This is a genomic window from Acinetobacter sp. CIP 64.7, from assembly GCF_000369745.1.
Taxonomy (GTDB): Bacteria; Pseudomonadota; Gammaproteobacteria; order Pseudomonadales; family Moraxellaceae; genus Acinetobacter; species Acinetobacter fasciculus.
On the sequence record NZ_KB850179.1, the window covers coordinates 1,222,213 to 1,239,775 of the forward strand.

At 43.5% G+C, this 17,563-nt stretch carries 16 protein-coding genes; 4 read left to right on the forward strand and 12 right to left on the reverse strand.

Features of this window, described 5'->3' with window-relative positions; genetic code table 11:
- Positions 1 to 412: 412 nt before the first annotated feature.
- From F890_RS12420 to F890_RS12430, 3 genes are all read left to right on the forward strand, one after another.
- Entirely contained in the window at positions 413 to 607 is a 195-nt protein-coding gene (locus tag F890_RS12420) for a hypothetical protein (protein ID WP_004279347.1), read from the forward strand.
- A 1,059-nt stretch (positions 608 to 1,666) separates the two neighbouring features.
- The gene (gene otsB, locus F890_RS12425; RefSeq protein WP_005267166.1) at positions 1,667 to 2,548 is read left to right on the forward strand and encodes a trehalose-phosphatase; all 882 of its coding nucleotides are present in this window, start codon (positions 1,667 to 1,669) and stop codon (positions 2,546 to 2,548) included.
- Positions 2,505 to 3,938, forward strand: a complete 1,434-nt coding sequence (locus F890_RS12430; protein ID WP_005267167.1) for a trehalose-6-phosphate synthase — start codon at positions 2,505 to 2,507, stop codon at positions 3,936 to 3,938. Before otsB ends, F890_RS12430 begins: the two co-directional genes overlap by 44 nt.
- Before the next feature lie 25 nt (positions 3,939 to 3,963).
- Here F890_RS12430 and F890_RS12435 read toward each other — a convergent pair whose 3' ends face one another.
- From F890_RS12435 to katE, 7 genes are all read right to left on the reverse strand, one after another.
- Positions 3,964 to 5,208, reverse strand: coding sequence for an MFS transporter (locus tag F890_RS12435; RefSeq protein ID WP_005267168.1), 1,245 nt, complete (start codon positions 5,206 to 5,208; stop codon positions 3,964 to 3,966).
- 205 nt (positions 5,209 to 5,413) lie between these two features.
- Positions 5,414 to 6,127 carry a glycosyltransferase family 2 protein gene (locus F890_RS12440; RefSeq protein ID WP_005247033.1) on the reverse strand — a complete coding sequence of 238 codons (714 nt, stop codon included), beginning with the start codon at positions 6,125 to 6,127 and terminating at the stop codon, positions 5,414 to 5,416.
- Positions 6,124 to 6,738: a class I SAM-dependent DNA methyltransferase gene (locus tag F890_RS12445; RefSeq protein WP_005267169.1), complete on the reverse strand. Its 615-nt coding sequence runs from the start codon at positions 6,736 to 6,738 to the stop codon at positions 6,124 to 6,126. Before F890_RS12445 ends, F890_RS12440 begins: the two co-directional genes overlap by 4 nt.
- Positions 6,728 to 7,513, reverse strand: a complete 786-nt coding sequence (locus F890_RS12450) for a PIG-L deacetylase family protein (protein WP_005267170.1) — start codon at positions 7,511 to 7,513, stop codon at positions 6,728 to 6,730. The genes F890_RS12445 and F890_RS12450 overlap by 11 nt, the downstream gene beginning before the upstream one ends.
- Complete coding sequence (locus F890_RS12455; protein ID WP_005267171.1) at positions 7,501 to 8,484, reverse strand: hypothetical protein; 984 nt, start codon at positions 8,482 to 8,484, stop codon at positions 7,501 to 7,503. The genes F890_RS12450 and F890_RS12455 overlap by 13 nt, the downstream gene beginning before the upstream one ends.
- 52 nt (positions 8,485 to 8,536) lie before the next feature.
- Positions 8,537 to 8,746 carry a hypothetical protein gene (locus F890_RS12460; RefSeq protein ID WP_005267172.1) on the reverse strand — a complete coding sequence of 70 codons (210 nt, stop codon included), beginning with the start codon at positions 8,744 to 8,746 and terminating at the stop codon, positions 8,537 to 8,539.
- A gap of 71 nt (positions 8,747 to 8,817) precedes the next feature.
- The gene (gene katE / locus F890_RS12465; RefSeq protein WP_005267173.1) at positions 8,818 to 10,941 is read right to left on the reverse strand and encodes a catalase HPII; all 2,124 of its coding nucleotides are present in this window, start codon (positions 10,939 to 10,941) and stop codon (positions 8,818 to 8,820) included.
- Positions 10,942 to 11,701: 760 nt separating this feature from the next.
- Between katE and F890_RS12470 the strand changes: the two genes are divergently transcribed.
- Complete coding sequence (locus tag F890_RS12470; protein ID WP_005267182.1) at positions 11,702 to 12,202, forward strand: Dps family protein; 501 nt, start codon at positions 11,702 to 11,704, stop codon at positions 12,200 to 12,202.
- 331 nt (positions 12,203 to 12,533) lie between these two features.
- Here F890_RS12470 and F890_RS12475 read toward each other — a convergent pair whose 3' ends face one another.
- The 5 genes from F890_RS12475 to F890_RS19260 form a co-directional block, all read right to left on the reverse strand.
- Positions 12,534 to 13,250 carry an ABC transporter ATP-binding protein gene (locus F890_RS12475; RefSeq protein WP_005267183.1) on the reverse strand — a complete coding sequence of 239 codons (717 nt, stop codon included), beginning with the start codon at positions 13,248 to 13,250 and terminating at the stop codon, positions 12,534 to 12,536.
- A complete protein-coding gene (locus F890_RS12480) occupies positions 13,243 to 14,466 on the reverse strand; it encodes an ABC transporter permease (RefSeq protein ID WP_017397681.1) in 1,224 nt (407 codons plus the stop codon). Before F890_RS12480 ends, F890_RS12475 begins: the two co-directional genes overlap by 8 nt.
- Positions 14,463 to 15,686 carry an efflux RND transporter periplasmic adaptor subunit gene (locus F890_RS12485; RefSeq protein ID WP_005267188.1) on the reverse strand — a complete coding sequence of 408 codons (1,224 nt, stop codon included), beginning with the start codon at positions 15,684 to 15,686 and terminating at the stop codon, positions 14,463 to 14,465. The genes F890_RS12480 and F890_RS12485 overlap by 4 nt, the downstream gene beginning before the upstream one ends.
- Before the next feature lie 340 nt (positions 15,687 to 16,026).
- The gene (locus tag F890_RS19255) at positions 16,027 to 17,295 is read right to left on the reverse strand and encodes a M81 family metallopeptidase (RefSeq protein ID WP_265586694.1); all 1,269 of its coding nucleotides are present in this window, start codon (positions 17,293 to 17,295) and stop codon (positions 16,027 to 16,029) included.
- A complete protein-coding gene (locus F890_RS19260) occupies positions 17,210 to 17,560 on the reverse strand; it encodes a M81 family metallopeptidase (RefSeq protein WP_005267191.1) in 351 nt (116 codons plus the stop codon). The genes F890_RS19255 and F890_RS19260 overlap by 86 nt, the downstream gene beginning before the upstream one ends.
- Positions 17,561 to 17,563: the final 3 nt, after the last annotated feature.

The window sequence follows — 17,563 nt, forward strand, 5'->3', positions numbered from 1 at the left end:
ATAGTTTATTCTTATTTTAGATTTTTACTGTTATAAAGCATTAATTTTCAATTTAGTGTAAAAAAGGATAGAAGGATATCGAGTCTCTAGAAACTTATTTTTATCATTCAGCAGAGCGATATCAAAAACAAAAAATCATCATGTTTTTGACCTTTCGTTATTTTGATAGACTTTTTTATGCCTGTTATCTGTCGGGTTTATGTAAAAGAACTTCATGCTTCTGAGCACTGCGAGAATAGGATGAAAATCAGACATACTGCATGTCTTCTAGGTATCTTTAATCTAAATAGAGCACTACTCCCTATTTGAATAAGTCATTGATCAAGTTCTTAGTTTTTGAAGAAACAGTTAAATTTTCAAAAATCATGCTATGATTTAATTATCGAAAAGTAATCTTATTTTGGAAAAAACTATGGAAAGTTCAGTAATTGAATTACTTAAACCGGTGACTCTACAAAAAGAAAACTGCGACCCTATTATTTTTGAAGCCGGTACTGTTTTGAAAGTGGTCATGCAGACTCCAACCAGTCTTCTGGTCAGTAATGATGATGACTTTAACTTTACCATTCCTTTAAAAGACAAAAATGAAGTGTGGCGAGAAATCTGAGTATTTTTCTCTCATGCAAATAAATGGGTTGTATCTGAGTTTGGTTTTTTAACTTGTATGATACGACCCTTAGCTTTTCTCCACTTTGATTGCTCTTTTATTATTTTTTCAAAAAATTATTTCTTGCCTCTTCTATCATTAGTTACTGATTTTAAATTGGCTCATGTCCATTTGAGCAAAAAAAATTTAATTGAAACATCACTTAATTTTTTGGCCTATGTAAGATCACTGATGATCTGTTTTTCCGTCTTTTGTATCTGCTCTGTCATTGCAATACCACCCTTACATCTCTTCTCTCTGTTTAGTTCAACTTCATCTAACACCTACGCTTCGATTCAAAAAAAGAATATTCAAGTTATTTTGAGAGTTCAGTAATAGAACTGGCGTTCGTCTTTCTTCGATTTTTTATCCTCTGATAAAATTTACCAATAAGAATTAAAAAATAATCTGAGATGCTAAATTAAGAGGCTGTTTAAATTGTATAGCTCTCCAATTAGTCCCGGGAAAATTTAATAATACGAAATTTCCCTCTAGACAATTTTAGTATTTTTTCCTTTTAAGACAGCTTAGCCAATCTTAAAAATTATTAACTTTCATAAACTTAATTTAGATATTATTATTGTATATGCCTAATTTATAAATTTATTTAAATTATTATATTTAAAAATATCTCAAAATTATATCTCCCCATATATTTAAAAAATACAATACAAATTAATAATAAATACTATTTCTTAAAAATTGATTACAAGATACATATTCAAAAATAACGATTAAATAATAAATCTTATTATCTAAAACCCTGAAAAACAATCAATCCAAGAAAAACTTAAAATATAAAATCTGCATAATTTATTTTTAAAATTTATTAACAATACTGGATTTCTACCAAAATATTTCTAAATCTTACAAAGTAACTGTACTTGTTAAAAGTGTTTCGTTTCTGCACTTAAAGCCAGTCTGTTAAATGAAATATGTTATAAATTTAATCAAAGCAATGACCATTCAGGTAATTCTAACTTTTAAATCATTTTAACTTCAGAGGCTTAGGTAGTATTTATGTCGACTCTAAAAGAAGATCAAGACCTAGAAGATTCACTTGCTACATCTTCTTATATATTACCTCAAGTGATTTTAAATCAACTCAAACCTATTATTTATTCTCACAAACTTGTTTTATTTCTTGATATTGATGGAACCATTTCTGAATTCCACCCAGATCCAGCAAAAAGTATAATTAAGAGCGAAACCTTAAATACTTTAAAAGAGTTACAACAATATATTCAGCTAGTATTAGTGACCGGTCGCTCAATTGCACAAGCCCAAAAACTTATTTATCCATTTGACTGGAATATTGCCGGTTCTCACGGTCTGGAATTAAGCTACCAATCGCGTTTAAGCAAGTTGATTGATTTAAATCCTGAACAGTTTGAATTATTAAAAAATTATATTACAGAACATAGTAATAATATTCCTCAGACGCGAATAGAAATTAAAGACTATTCAGTCGCCCTGCATTTTCGTGAACATCCCCATTTAGAGCATCAAGTGCATGCATTTGCCTTGAATTGTCTTACTCATTTTCAGGATTTTGAACTTAAGGCTGGAAAGTTTGTATTTGAACTGGTACCCAAAGGTGCAAATAAAGGTTCAGCCATCCAACAAATCATTCAGCAATATCACTTAAGTGATCATTACCCCATTTTTATCGGAGATGACCTGACCGACGAAGCCGGTTTTCAAGTCATCAACACATTCAAAGGCTGCTCTATCAAAGTCGGTACAGGCAACACCGTGGCACAACATCGCCTCGAAAACGTGACTCAAGTACAGGCTTTTCTAGCAGAATTTTTAGAAATACTGAAAGCACAACAACAATTATTATTGGAGAAATTACATGTCGAAACTCATAGTGTTATCAAATCGTGTAAATCTACCTAAGTCAGACAATACACAGGCAGGTGGATTAGCGGTGGCATTGCAGGATGCTTTGCAGGATATAGGCGGTATCTGGGTTGGCTGGAATGGATCCCGAGTTGACCAGACGAAAGAGCAGAAGTTTCAAATCCTGAAGCATCAAAATGTTGAATATCACACGAGTCCATTGACTGAATCCCAATATCAAGGCTTTTATTGTGGTTTTGCCAACAATGCATTGTGGCCGCTGATGCACGACCAGCATCAACTTGTAGATTATCAGCCGCAGGATTTTAAGATCTATCAGGATGTCAATTTACGCTTTGCCAAGCACCTGAAACAGGTAGCATCTCCACATGATATTATCTGGATCCATGATTATCATTTTTTAAGCGTGGCGCATTATTGCCGTAAACTGGGCATGCGTAACCGTATTGGCTTTTTCCTGCATATTCCCTTTCCTGAACTAAGGCTCTGGCAGACTTTACCCGCCCATCGCGATCTGGCACATCATTTGGCCAACTACGATGTACTGGGTTTGCAGACCTCTCGCGATCAGGAAAACTGTTTAAATTTCCTTGAACAGACCTTAAAAGTGCAGCATCGTCACAATGAAATCCTGAATTATCAATCTCGAAAGATTCATGTGAAATGCTATCCGATTGGTGTGCATCCTGTGCAACTACAAAATCAGGCCTCAGATAGTCATCCAGAAAAGCTTCCGTTTGATCTGAATACAGTGCAGCCTTATAAAACCATCATTTCAGTTGACCGGATTGATTATAGTAAAGGCTTATTGGAAAAAATCGGATCTTTGCAGAGCTTACTGGAAGATCAGCCTGAGTTTAAAAATCAATTCCAGCAATTACAAATTGCCTGTCCATGCCGACTGGATGTAAAGACCTATAAGAACCTGTATATGCAATTTAAATCTGCCGTGCATGAACTTAATAGCCAGCATGGCACAGCGGACTGGTTACCTTTCGATTGCAGTTATGATACTTTGGGCCATGAGGCATTGATGCAACTGTATCGTAAGGCAGATATTTGCTGGGTAAATTCGATCCGGGATGGTATGAATCTGGTCGCCAAGGAATATATTGCTGCACAGGATCCTTTAGATCCGGGTGTTTTGATTCTATCTAAATATGCCGGTGCTGCTGAACAAATGAAAGAAGCCTTACTGGTCGATCCTTATGAGCATGACAGTATGGCTAAAGCTTTGAAGAAGGCGCTGCGCATGTCTAAATCAGAACGTTTAGAGCGCTATCGTTATTTAAGCCAAGGCTTGAAAAATTTCGATATTATTCGCTGGCGTGATCAGTTTATCACCGACCTGAAAAACTCACAAAGCTTGCGGATCTATCGTCCGGTGGCTGCAGGAGCTTCAAACCAGTTCAGTGTGCATGCCTAAATTTTTAAATAAAAAAACACCAGCATTAAGCTGGTGTTTCTTTTTGAAGAGGAGCCACAATCTCTTCGCTGTGTTGCACTTCGCTTGGGTCTGCAGTGAGATGATTCAAAATCACAATACTCAATAGACCAATCGCAATGACGCTAAATACTAAGCTCAATCCGATGATTTCACTACCGAAGCCAACCAATGCCGGTCCAATCAATGAACCTGTATAAGCAAATACCGATACATAAGACAATGCTACATGTGAAGCCAAAGTTTTCTGACGTCCTGCGCGGGAAAACATCAGCGGTACAATGTTGGCGCTACCTAAACCTAAAATCGCATATCCCACTAACACTACTTGCCAGACTGGTGCAAAGACTACGGTTAATAAACCGGTTGCAGCCAAGAGTGCGCTTAACAGAATCGTATTTTTTTCACCAAACTGCTGAATAATCAGGTGTCCACTAAAGCGTCCCAACACCATCAAACCCGCAAAGAAACTATAAGCCAAACCGGTTTGCGCCGCAGGCAGGCTGAACTCAGTAGCAAGATAAATACCACTCCAGTCCATGGCGGCACCTTCTGACAGAAAAGCCACAAAACAGATCAGACCAATGCCTAAAATCGCCCAGGTCGGTGCTGCTTTTTTCACTGGCTGTTCTGATGATGTTTCTTCTACCGCCGTTTTTGGCTCAGCACCCAAGCTCAAAGGAACAGCAAATAAGGCAATAAGCAGCAAAATCACACTGACAATCACCGCACCAGTTAAAGGCGCCAAGCCGAATCCCATTAACATGGTCATGCCCAGTACGCCTGCTAGACCACCTAAACTACACACTCCATGAAAACCCGACATTAAACTTTTACCGAGTTTTTTCTCAATCTGTGCAGCCTGAATATTGACAGTCACGCCCAAAGCCCCGGCACTGGCACCAAAGAAAAACAGGCTGATTGCCATCATTAAATGATTCGGACTATAAGCCAGAGCAGGCAAAATAAATAAAAATGCACTGAGAATTACGGCCAAAACAGCACGGCAACCCAAGGCATTGGCCAGTCGGCCGGCCAGTGGCATCGCCAGCATTGAACCAATCCCGGCACACAGCAATAACAGGCCAAAATCAGCATGATTTAATAACAGGCGCTGCTGTGCATATGGAATTAAGGGTGCCCAAGCCGCAGTACTAAAGCCCAAGCTAAAGAAGCATAACGCAGTCGCTATTTTCTGCCATAGATATGGTGATGGAGACTGAATTCGAGAAAGCAGTGTTTGATTGAACATTGTATTACCAAAAAAGAAGGCTCAGGCATCCATTACCGTTCATCCATAGAAAAACCCCACAGACTTATAGCTAGAATGTATAAGTTTGCGGGGCTGAATTTGCGTGAATTATAAACAGAATAAATTTAAATGGAATAGTTTTTAGACACGAATTTTAAGATTTTTTACAAGTGTCTGATTGTATAAAATTTATAGTTTTATGCTTTTATTTGCACAGGCTGATCGGTTTTTTCGCGGCCTGCTTAAGCTCAAGTTTTTGCAGAAAATGGGCAAAACCTGCAGCAATTTTTGAGCTAAGACGACTGCTGGTAGTGACTCTCAGCTGATTCGACCAGACAATCTGCGCGTCAGCTTTTTCTAGACGACGGATGAAATCGACATCTTCATGACAGTCCAGTTGCTGAAACCCATTGACCTGTATATAAGCCGAAGCTTTAAAACACAGGTTTGCGCCATGAACATGCCGATGTCCCATGCTGTCCTGATAATGTCGGAGATAAGCCTGACGGGTTTTCCGGCTTAAATGATCCCATTGATCCAGCTCGACCACACCACAAATCGCATCGGTGGGTTGATGCTGTAACATCATCTGAAACCAGTCACACTGTACGAATGAATCGGCATCGGTACAGCAAATCCAGTCACAGCCCTGCTCGATCATTTGCTGAATCCCCAAATGGCGTGCCTTACCGACATTTCGGAAGTCGCAGCTCATAGCCGGAATGCCCATTTGCTGAACTTTAACGGCGGTGCTATCAGTACAATGGTCCAAGACCACGAGAATCTGGATTTCAGGAAGATTTTCTATTGTTTTAAAATATTGAAAAAAATAAGTTTGTGCTGATTTTAAGGCTAACAGACAGCGTTCAATATAGGCTTCTTCATTACAGGCCGGAATCACCACACCGATTTTTTTCATCTTAAGCCCTCCTGCTCTGCTACGGATTGCGCTGAATTCAGCCAGAGATCTATCAAAAAATCGGAATCCTGCAAACTTAAACGATGGGAATAGTTTAAATGCGCTTTGAGATACTGATGGACATCTTCACCATTTAGGCTAAATCCCGAGATTGGCGCGCGCCAATGACAACTCAAGATACATCCGCCCGGTTCCAGTGCAGTATGCAGCCATGTCAGCACCTGTTGCAGAGCAATCGGGTTCAAATAATATAAAATCTCACTGACGACAATGAGCTGAAATTTCTGTTCGGGCAAATCATCTGGCACGATCCGCTGTAACACCTGTACATGCGGATAAGCTTGTAAACGCTGCTGCGCCAAATGGATCGCAGTATTATTGGCATCCAGACACATTAAGCTATTTGTCCGCCGCGCCAGTTCCTGACTAAAGATGCCATTACTGCAACCAATCTCAATCGCGGAGTCAAACTGCAAGTGCGGCAAGATCGCCAGACAAATCTGCCGTTTGCGCTGTTCATACCAACGCTGTTCATATTGCCAGGGATCTCCCTGATTCAGTGCATATAAGGCATCGAAATATTCCTGATCATAGGCTGCTTTACTGTTCATACAGATACACCTCCCAGGGCTGTAAAATACGTTGTAATGCCTGCTCTGGCAGAATCGGTGATTGTTCAATGGTAGGGTCAAGCTCGATCTGGCTCTTAAAACACCGCGCAGCTAGAGACTTATATTGAAGTTCTTCTTCAGTTAATCTGAGTTGATGAGCGACGGTCCAGGGAATTCTGGTATCTCCAGGTGTTGCCCAATGCCATGCCCAAATCAAGACCTGAATACAGGGCAAATGAAGTTCAGTGGCCAGCTGCTGTGTGACCTGCCCCGTAATTTCATGATCTGGATGTCCATCATGAACAAATGTGCTAATTAACACATCATTCGGTTGCAGATAAGATTGCAGATGCTGTTGCAACACATCCCGCTGTTCGGCCACCTTGCCATCTTGAATATCTAAAGCGATCCGCAAGATATTCTGTTTTAAAGGTAACGCTTCTAAAGCTGCTCGCGTTTCAGCAGGACGAATCTGGTTCAACTCTTCGGGAGTATACAGACTAGAGCCGGGATGACTGGCTGTCCCATTGGTAACGGCAAAAAGTATGATCTGAAAGCCAAGTTTGTCCAGACGCTGAATCAGGCCTCCACAGCCCAAAATTTCATCATCAGGATGAGGGGCAATGATGCAGACTCTGGCATCTAGAGGAATAACCTTAGGAATATCAAATTCCGGCATCTGTTGCAAGATCTGACAGGAACGCCATTCTTCAAGTCTTGTGCCTTCACCATGGATGACACGATCCCCTACAATCTCATGTCTTATAACGTCCATAATTGTTTCTCCTGTGCAGTCAGCTCGCCAATCCGCTCCAAGTCAAATGCAGCATGACTTTGACGAATAAATACCGGAAGATCTGCTGCAAGCCGAGCGAAATGCGGATGCTCACAATACGGCCCAGCACCAAGTGCCTTACCTACATGAGTTAGTATATTTAAGGCAGTCGCTTCCACCTGAGCACGTAGGCTACGAATCTTTAACTCATGTGCGTGTTGCGGTTGCTGATCAATCAATGCAGCAACTTGATAAAATAAGGACTGTGTCGCTAAAAGCTCCCGACTAATTTCACCGAGATACATGGCCTTATAGGCATGCGGTTTTAACAATACTGCCTGTCTTAAATATTCAGCCAAACGCACGGTTGCGCCATACCAGCACGCGGCCACACCTGCGGCGCCATGCCAGAATCCGGGCCGATCCAGATAGGCATTTGGAGCTGCGACTTTTTCCACCTCAACATGATCCAGTTCCAGCCGGGCAGTCAAGGTATGCTGCATGCCCACTGCCTGCCAGGCATCCTGATGATGCTGAATGCCTTCTTGCGACAAATCTAGAATCAGTAATTGGGATTGTTGCTGCTCATCACGGTAAGTCAGCAGACCGTGTTGCACCCAGACCGATGCAGAACACCAAGGCTTAATTCCGCTTAGCTTTCCTGCTTGCAATGTTAAAGGTTTGGGGCCACCTTCTGCTGCCCATACTGCCCATAAGCCTTTTTGTTCTACCCGAATATTCAGTTCATGCAGAATAGCTAAAGCATCTAAATGCGATTCATAGAGTTTACCCAGACTCAGATTGCTGGCTGAAACCTGGCTGAGTATCTGCCAGCGTTTTAAGGTCGCTCCGGAAGCGGGATAAGGCACCTGGTCGGAAATCGCCACCAACTCCATTAAAGTGTGCTGAATTTTTTCTTGTAGCTCCAGAGGAGAAGTTTCAAATCTTTGTAATATTGAACCGAGGTTCATGCATGCGGTTCCTCATAAAATACGGATAAATTTGTTTTGTTTGTAAAGTCAGTTAATGAGAAATCTTGCGCATTTGTTTCAAACGTGTAGTCAGCCCTAATACCTTACGGCGTGCATTAATCTCTTCTTCATTGAAACAGAGTTGCTGCATCAGTTCAGCTAAAGGCAAATGATTATGTTCAATGAGATAAATATCCTGCTCTCTGCTCCATTTGGCTTGCTGTGATTGTGCTAACAACTGTTTGACGTCCGGTCTCACCATCTCTTCATCCATTTTGAAACCATGAGGATAGAAGCCGGAGCCTCTATCCTCTAAAATATAAATTGGATCGTTTAGGCAGGAATTGCTTCCGCAATCGCTTCACGCGCCCAGACACGATGGTTCAGAATCAAAGTCTTGAAGCTATCTTGTACTGCTTCAAACTTTCCGTTTGCCAGAGTTCCTTCATCGCTAACCAAGCGCAGATCCTCAATCAGCTTGCCTTTATCGCCCAGGAACACAATCGGTTTTAAATGTTTGTAGGCTTCTAGCAGATAATGAGTTGCCACGCCGTCTTTCATTACCACATCGTAATTGTCACCGTCAGCAATCACCACAGCATCATAGGCGATGGATGGCTCGGCTTTTTGCATACCATCAGAAGGAATTACCTCGCCTTTCTGACCCAGTACCGGACCCGGTTTTGGGGTCAGTACATCGACCACAGCTCCTTCCGATTCTGCCCAGGCTTGAACAGCTTTGATACTGGCCTCATTGGCCTTGTCGTGCACCAGTAGCGCAATTTTGCGTGCCTTAATATCTTCAGGTTTAAATGCCTCGAAAGATAAACGTGGTGAAACCTGCACATTCGGCAATTTCGCAGCTTTTTTCTCTGCCGGAATTTCAATACCCAATTGATCAGCAACCTGCTGTGCCAAATCCAGATCGATATTGCAGAGCACTTCCAGAACTTCACGCTCACGAATATATTTGCGCTCCACCTTGCTCAGCTCAAAGACATAGGCATCGACAATATGCTTTTGCTCATGTGGTGCCTGGCTTCGGTAAAAAAGACGGGCCTGACTAAAGTGATCGCTGAATGATTCGCTACGCTGACGGATCTTGTGCCCATCAATACGTTCCTGATAACTTTCAAAGCCACCGCCTTGTGCTGCTGGTGGGGTTTCAGCCGGCCAGTTATTGTCAATCGAGTTCGGCTCATAACTGGCTTGACCAGTATGCACAATACGCTGGTGTAAACCATCACGTTGGTTATTGTGGAATGGACAAACCGGCTTGTTGATTGGAATCTGGTGGAAATTTGGACCACCTAAACGGCTAAGCTGGGTATCGGTATAGGAAAACAGGCGTGCTTGTAATAACGGATCATTGGTAAAATCTAGTCCAGGCACAATATGTCCCGGACAGAAGGCCACCTGCTCGGTTTCACCGAAGAAATAATCTACATTACGGTTCAGTACCATTTTGCCAATCGGCGTCACTGGTACCAGTTCTTCCGGAATAATCTTGGTTGGATCCAGTAAGTCAAAGTCATATTTCATTTCATCTTCTTCTGGAACGACCTGTACACCCAGTTCCCATTCCGGATAGTTACCGGAAGCAATCGCTTCATATAAGTCACGACGATGGAAATCCGGATCTTTACCCGCCAGTTTTTGTGCTTCATCCCAGACCAGTTGGGCGAGACCCTGTTTTGGGGTCCAGTGGAATTTCACAAAAACCGCTTTATTCTCGGCATTGATAAAACGGAAAGTATGCACACCAAAGCCCTGAATGGCTCTTAAATTACGTGGAATGCCTCGATCCGACATGGCCCACATCACCGCATGTGCAGATTCAGGCACTAAAGAAACAAAATCCCAGAAAGTATCATGTGCAGATGCACCGGTAGGAATCTCGGTCTGAGGTTCAGGTTTGACTGCATGTACAAAATCCGGGAACTTGATCCCATCCTGGATAAAGAATACCGGCGCATCATTCGCTACCAGATCGAAGTTACCTTCATCCGTATAAAACTTGGTGGCAAAACCACGGATATCACGTACCGTATCTGCTGAACCACGTGGTCCCTGTACGGTAGAAAAACGCACAAATACTGGCGTTTGCACACTGGTATTAGTCAAGAAGCCTGCCTTGGTCAGTTTTTCATTACCTGGATAAGCCTCAAAATAGCCATGTGCGCCGACACCGCGGGCATGCACAATACGTTCTGGAATTCGCTCATGGTCAAAATGGGTAATTTTTTCCCGAAGAATAAAATCTTCGATCAAGGTCGCACCGCGAACGCCTGCCTTGAGACTGTTCTGGTTATCGGAAATTTTAACCCCTTGATTGGTGGTGAGTGCCTGCTCGGTCGCATCACTGCGATATGTGTCGAGCTGCTCACTTTTTTTATTGGTATTTTGCTTGTCTAAACCGTCTTTACCAGTCGCGGGGCTATTGGCCTTAATTTTCATGATGTATTCCTTGCTGAGCTTGAGTTTAGTGCAGATATTTTTGGTCTATCTCAAAGTCGCTTGAGCTGATATTTTGCATGGCTTGACCAATCAAACTCATCCCGCAAGTCAATCTGCTACAGCCGATCCTGTATCAGCCTCATATTTCTTCTGAATATGCTGACTCGAAGCATTTTTGCTTTTCTGGGAATATTGTTACTGGTTTCGCCTGTGTCCTAACATAACTGCATTTGAGAAAGAGATTTATTATTGTTTGTAGTGCCTTGTTTAATTAAGGCAGCATTGTGTTATTTTTTATAAATTTCGGGTTTATTAATGATTAAGATTTTCATCTAAGTTATTTATTTAAAATAAAATATTAAAATTTCGCAGAGATATTTCGAAATAAAGATTTAGTATGGTGATATGTGATCTTGCTCATAAATAGATGTCATACCCTAACACGATGTTTCAATCCTGAAATACTTAGGAGTTTTTTAGAAGTTGAATTTGCTATGAGAAATTAACGTACTACCGCTGAAGATAATCAAAATTTGACAGATTTAAATAGTTACAATCCCGCGCCCTGCTTATACATAATGACTAAACTTCCTGCCCTTATATTGATCTAATATCTATAACTTATAACCACTTAAATCTCTTAGCCTTTTCAGATCAAATACAAAGTCATAGAGATCATTTCATCTCTTGGCTCGGGCTTCGACTACATCCGACTTTATTTTAATACACCGTATCGCGTTAAGTTTGAAGGAGTAAGAGCATGGCCTCTTCTAAAAAAGAATCTAAAGCAATGAAAATTGATATCGGGATTTCGCATGATGATCGCGCCAAAATTGTCGAAGGTTTATCCAGACTTTTAGCAGACAGTTATACCCTGTATTTAATGACCCATAATTTCCACTGGAATGTCACTGGCCCCCAGTTCAATAGCCTGCACACCATGTTTATGACTCAATACACCGAGCAGTGGAATGCGCTGGACGTCATTGCTGAACGTATTCGGGCTTTGGGTTTTGCAGCACCCGGCACTTATAAACAGTTTGTGAAACTCACTTCTATTAAAGAAGTCGAAGGTGTGCCTAAAGCTGAAGAAATGATACGTTTACTGGTAGATGCACATGAAACTGTGGCACGTACTGCCAGAAGTATTTTCTCGATCATTGAAGAAGCCAATGATCAGCCGACTGCTGACATTCTCACGCAAAGACTGGAAGTACACGAAAAAACTGCCTGGATGCTGAGAAGTAATCTGGAACAATAAAATCGGATCGAATCAAATTTGAGATCAGGCTCATGCAAGGATGAAGCGCATACTTGTGGTAGTGCCACTAAGTTCGGTTTCATCCTGACGCTTTCAATAGGTATGATTTACCGACGCTCAATGATTAGATCAAGCTAAAAGTCAGGATCATTAAAATTAAACCATCAAAATTTAAGGATGTAGGCAATCGCATACATCCTTTTTTAACAAACAGATTGTTTACAGATTATTTCAATCTCATATATGGATATCATTTTTTGAAAGCTATAAATCTGAAATATCTTTTCGATCGCTTCAAAAAATTAGCCCTCCTGGCTCCTTACAGTACAGCTTAATCTTGAGGAGAATTGCTCGAATCACTTTCAATCCGGCCATCGACCAGATTGATGGTACGATCACAAGTGGCAGACAGGCGCGGATCATGCGTGACTAAAAGTACGGCGCAGTCGCGTTCACGATGCACTTTACGAAACAGTTCAAACATATCAGCCGCGGTCTGGGTATCCAGATTACCTGTCGGTTCATCGGCCAATAATAATGCCGGCTCAGTAATCAAGGCCCGAGCAATGGCCACCCGCTGCTGCTGTCCTCCGGACAATTCATTCGGTTTACGCTCGGCAAATTTTTCCAGTCCCACTGCCGCTAGTAAATCACGTGCGCGTTGCATTGCCTGCTGATTCGGTTTGCCATGCGCCATCATTAAAGGCATGAGAATATTATCCAGTGCACTAAATGCCTGAATCAGATGGTGAAACTGAAATACAAATCCGATGCTGTTGCCGCGCAGCGCCGTACGGCCGGTATCATCCATCGCACTGGTAGGTTGTCCCAACAAATACAGCTCGCCACTCGTTGGTTTATCTAGCAGTCCCAGAATATTCAGTAAGGTACTTTTACCAGAACCGGAAGGGCCAATGAGTGCCGCAAAGTCGTTGCGATCAATGCGCAGGTCAATGCCATGCAAGACCTCCACTTCATTGGGCTGGCCAATATTATAAGATTTTCGCAGCGCTTCCAGATGCAAGACTTCCTGAGATTGTTCAGACATGACGAATCGCCTCCACCGGATCGAGTGCTGCTGCCCGGTGTGATGGCACCGCTGCCGCCAGTACACCTGTTAATGTCGCCAACAATAGCGCCAAAATCACCAGTTCAATCGAAATTGGAATATAGAATAATCCCGGCCCAAAATTATTAAATACCCATACCAGACCATAACTGACTATGCTGCCCAGCACTGAACCGAGCAAGCCAAAGATTGCACCCTGAAACAGAAAAACTCTCAGGATTTGCGATTGGGTTGCACCCGTCGCCCGCAAAATACCAATTTCCCGGGTGCGCTGCACCACACTGACGGACATGACGCTGGCAATCCCGAAAGCCACCGAAATTGCGACAAAGACAATAATCATATTAGTCGACAGGCTTTGTGCAGTAATGGCATTCATCAGTTGTGCATTGGTTTCAATCCAGCTTTCGGCTTTTAATGAGGTCAGGCGTCCGACTTGTGCGGCAACCTGGTCTGCTTCAAAAATATTGGCAATGGTTAGGTCAATCACCGTTACCCCGCCTGGCAGGCCGAGTAAGGACTGTGCCTGCTTGAGATCCAGATAGACATAACGCGCATCCAGTTCGCGCACACCCAGTTCAAAAATACCGGCAATATTCACCAAAGCACTATTTTGTTGACCAGTATCCAGTCGCAACTTGCTGCCGACCTGAACACCGAGGTCTTTGGCCAGTTGACTGCCAATCAGCACATCATCCGCGCCGACCCGCAACTGACCACTGATTAAATATTCTTTTAATGGAATGATCTGCTGATAACGCTCCAGATTCATCCCGACCAAGGCCACGGATTCAATCGCATCACCGCGTTGTACAAAGGCCGGTCCAGACACCACCGGCGAGACAGCTGTCAGTACGGGTAACTGGTCCAGCGTTTCGGTAATCTGCTGCCAATTGTTGATCGAACGCAACCGCTGTGCCCGTTTATCTTCCTGCAATAATTGCACGGTCCCGGCGGGAGACGGCACAATCTGGTTAACTTCATCGGGTGACAACAGGCGAATATGCGCCTGTGTGCCTAAGGTTCGTTCGACAATATTGGCTTGTAGCCCCTGAATCAAAGCGGTGATAAAGACGATTACTGCCACGCCCACGGCGACCCCGATGGTGATCATGATGGACTGCGCGCAACCCTCACGCAAAAAACTGAACGCGATTTTCCATTCGATCCAGAGCCGCCCGAATAAATTTTTCAATCGAAGTTCACCGGTAATTCATTTTTACTATTGGCCATATCAGCAGAATTCTGTAATGAACTCTGGTGTGGTTTTAAGCGAACTCTGGTGCCATCCTCCAATGAAGATTCGGCATCTACCAACACCTGATCACCCTCGCTCAACCCGGATTTCACTTCTGACATGGCCAGGCCACGCAAGCCCAAAGTAATCTGCTGACGCTGTATTTTTCCATCACGTACCATTAAAACCACGGCTTTATCTCCCTTGATACTGCTTAAAGCATCATTCGGAATAGCCAGTGCCCGTGCTCGTTTGGCCGTCTCGACATTCACCGATACCGTCATGTCCTGACGCAGAAAATCTGGTACGGGATTGACAGTTAACCTGACTTCTACCGTACCTCGCTGTGGATCGATACTTGGTGCAATAAAGTTGATCCGGGCCGGGAAAGACTGATCCGGATAGGCATCGCTAATTACGGTGGCATTTTGCTGCAAGGCGAGTTGCGGTAAATTCCGCTCATCTAGCGGTACCCGGATTTCTGTATTCCCTGTTAACGCAATGGTAAATAAAGTTTGTCCCGGCTGAACCAGATCACCCGGCTCGACATCGCGTGTCAATACTGTACCGGCGACCGCCGCTCGAATCTTGGTTTTGGCCAGTTGCGCCTGTGCCACCGCCAGCTGTTCCCGAAGCGATGCTTCTTCGACTTGACCCGCAGCCAATGCGCCTGCTTTTACCCGGGCTGTCTCATAATTATTGCGCGCGACTCTTTCTGCTTCCACAGCCTGTTCGACTTCTTCCCTCGACAGGATACCGGCTTCTGCATTACGTCGACGTGTAGCTTCTCGGCTGGCTTGCTCCAGCTGGGCTTTGGCACTGGCCAGTTCTGCTGCAGCCTGTGGCCGTCGGCTGCTTGCCAATTCGGTCAATGCCAGCTCGGCCTGTCTGACTTGGGCCAGCAATTCATCCGATTTCAATACCACCAGCAGATCACCCGGTTTAACCTGATCGCCTTCCTGCACCAGACGTTGCAGAACCACACCACTAATTTCACTGCCTACCTGGGCACGTGAAACTGTCGCAACACGTCCGGTCGCAACAACATTTTGTACCAGCGGCATGGCACTCAGCGTATAACTAGGCACCACTGGCCCCTGCCACCAACGAAATAGAGCAAACCCTACTGCCAGTAGCAATACGATAATGAGCAAAATTTTATAGCGGGCAACGCGCAATAAGAATCTCCGGTTGATTCGTCTAATTTAAAATAAGAAAGTCAAAACTGTATTTGTTTTTTTCCTAAGGTTTAATTTACAACAAGTTTCTAATTGGAATTATAGGTATTTTGTTGAGTTTGAAAAGAATGTTGAATTCCTGTCCGCTTTTTTTAGCTAGCTTAAGTCGGTGTCAGTGAATTTAATCAATAACAGATCCAGACACGGGATCAGGTAACAGAAAATTGTATTAAATTTCTCTTGAGTTCAAGGAATGGGAGCTTTCATTAAAAAACAGGCTAGATCATGATAGAGCTCGCCTGTTCAATCGCTTGGGTGTTAATTGGATATTAGTTAAATGTTAGACCGTACGACGCAATGGCTGATCACGTTGCGCCAGACTTTCGCCCATCGGCACGAGTCGTCTATCAGGATCAATCTTTTGCCAAGGCAGGTCATTCGGGTCTGCTTTCATGGCTCCAGGCGCTTTCGCGACTAAAATGGCAGCAGCCATGTCCTGAAAATCTGCACGAAAATGTACCGAGCTTTTCACCACGATGATCGATTTATCTTGAGGCACAACACCAAAAATTCTAAACATATTACGATCGAGCAACTGGGCTTTGTAGGAACTGACTGCAATTTCAATACCATCTATTTCCAGTAATACACTCGGGCCAATATCCGCCTCAACGTCATGCATCATGGGCCCGCCATAGCTGAATTTTCCATCGCTATAGGCTTTGATTTTAAATTCAGCGCTAAATGGAGCATCCCCCGCAATACCCGATGTTCCACCCAGTTTCGCATAAAAATACTGACCAAGCTCAAGCTGATAGGCTTGCCGTACTACCACGGGATCTACGATGAGGCCAAGCAATGCATTTTTAACCTGATGCCGATGTAGCGCCGATAGCATCCCGGTCGTATTCGAATCACCACCGGCTCCCGGATTATCCTGAGTATCTGCAATCACCACGGGTCTGGTCGAATGATGCTGTTGATAAAGTTGAAGTGCCTGCAGCACGGCATGATCTGGTGATAAAAAATCCATATTCCAATGCGTTTCTTGTTGCAGCACATGGGCGATATAGCGTTGCATGGCCTGATCTAACTGCTCAGCGTTTTCACTATAACCCCAGATACAACCACCACATTCCTCAAAATCTGCCGCCTGAAAACCCGGCGTGAAATTCATCTGGACAGAATTATTTTGCTCTAGCTGTTCCAGTAAATTCATGCATGATTGGGTAGGTTCCAGCTCGGTACATTGTGCATTCAGCGCAATCAAAAACGGCAGCTTATACATTTGCTTATGCATCTTTTTACCCCGGAATATTTGATCTAGCAGTTGGGCACAGCGTTGTCCGGTTTGAGCCATATCTACATGCGGATAGGTCCGATAGCAAATCAGCACATCACTATGAGCAAACATCACTTGCGTGACATTGGCATGGAAATCCAGACTGGCAATTACCGGAATGTCCGGCCCGACTGCTTCACGAACCCGTCTTAACAATTCGCCTTCGCCATCATCCACCTGTTCACTGACCATGGCGCCATGCAGATCCAGATACACTGCATCTGCCGGATGCTGCTGGATGCTGCTGGATGCTCGCGATAATTTCATCACAGATCCGCTGGTAAGTGCACTGCTCTACATGTGCTGAAGGTGAAGTACCCGCCCAGATCACTGGCAAAAGTTGATAACCGAATTGTTCTGCTTGTTGAATAAAACCGCCAATCGGAATGTTCTGTTCCCGAAATTTCAGGACATCTGCGCCGCGGCTGAGCGGCGGAAATCCCCCACCCTGGACAAAATCGGCGTAGCTTGCTTTGGTCGGGGCAAAGGTATTGGTTTCATGTTGAAAGCCCGCAATGATGATTTTCTTCATATC

What these genes read in the sequence shown, in the direction of transcription:
- F890_RS12470 (WP_005267182.1), top strand. Translation starts at nt 11,702, where the DNA reads ATGGCCTCTTCTAAAAAAGAATCTAAAGCAATGAAAATTGATATCGGG.
- katE (WP_005267173.1), bottom strand. Translation starts at nt 10,941, where the DNA reads ATGAAAATTAAGGCCAATAGCCCCGCGACTGGTAAAGACGGTTTAGAC.
- F890_RS12435 (WP_005267168.1), bottom strand. Translation starts at nt 5,208, where the DNA reads ATGTTCAATCAAACACTGCTTTCTCGAATTCAGTCTCCATCACCATAT.
- otsB (WP_005267166.1), top strand. Translation starts at nt 1,667, where the DNA reads ATGTCGACTCTAAAAGAAGATCAAGACCTAGAAGATTCACTTGCTACA.
- F890_RS12420 (WP_004279347.1), top strand. Translation starts at nt 413, where the DNA reads ATGGAAAGTTCAGTAATTGAATTACTTAAACCGGTGACTCTACAAAAA.
- F890_RS12430 (WP_005267167.1), top strand. Translation starts at nt 2,505, where the DNA reads ATGTCGAAACTCATAGTGTTATCAAATCGTGTAAATCTACCTAAGTCA.
- F890_RS12475 (WP_005267183.1), bottom strand. Translation starts at nt 13,250, where the DNA reads ATGTCTGAACAATCTCAGGAAGTCTTGCATCTGGAAGCGCTGCGAAAA.
- F890_RS12445 (WP_005267169.1), bottom strand. Translation starts at nt 6,738, where the DNA reads ATGAACAGTAAAGCAGCCTATGATCAGGAATATTTCGATGCCTTATAT.
- F890_RS12460 (WP_005267172.1), bottom strand. Translation starts at nt 8,746, where the DNA reads ATGGTGAGACCGGACGTCAAACAGTTGTTAGCACAATCACAGCAAGCC.
- F890_RS12440 (WP_005247033.1), bottom strand. Translation starts at nt 6,127, where the DNA reads ATGAAAAAAATCGGTGTGGTGATTCCGGCCTGTAATGAAGAAGCCTAT.
- F890_RS19255 (WP_265586694.1), bottom strand. Translation starts at nt 17,295, where the DNA reads ATGAAATTATCGCGAGCATCCAGCAGCATCCAGCAGCATCCGGCAGAT.
- F890_RS12455 (WP_005267171.1), bottom strand. Translation starts at nt 8,484, where the DNA reads ATGAACCTCGGTTCAATATTACAAAGATTTGAAACTTCTCCTCTGGAG.
- F890_RS12450 (WP_005267170.1), bottom strand. Translation starts at nt 7,513, where the DNA reads ATGGACGTTATAAGACATGAGATTGTAGGGGATCGTGTCATCCATGGT.
- F890_RS19260 (WP_005267191.1), bottom strand. Translation starts at nt 17,560, where the DNA reads ATGAAGAAAATCATCATTGCGGGCTTTCAACATGAAACCAATACCTTT.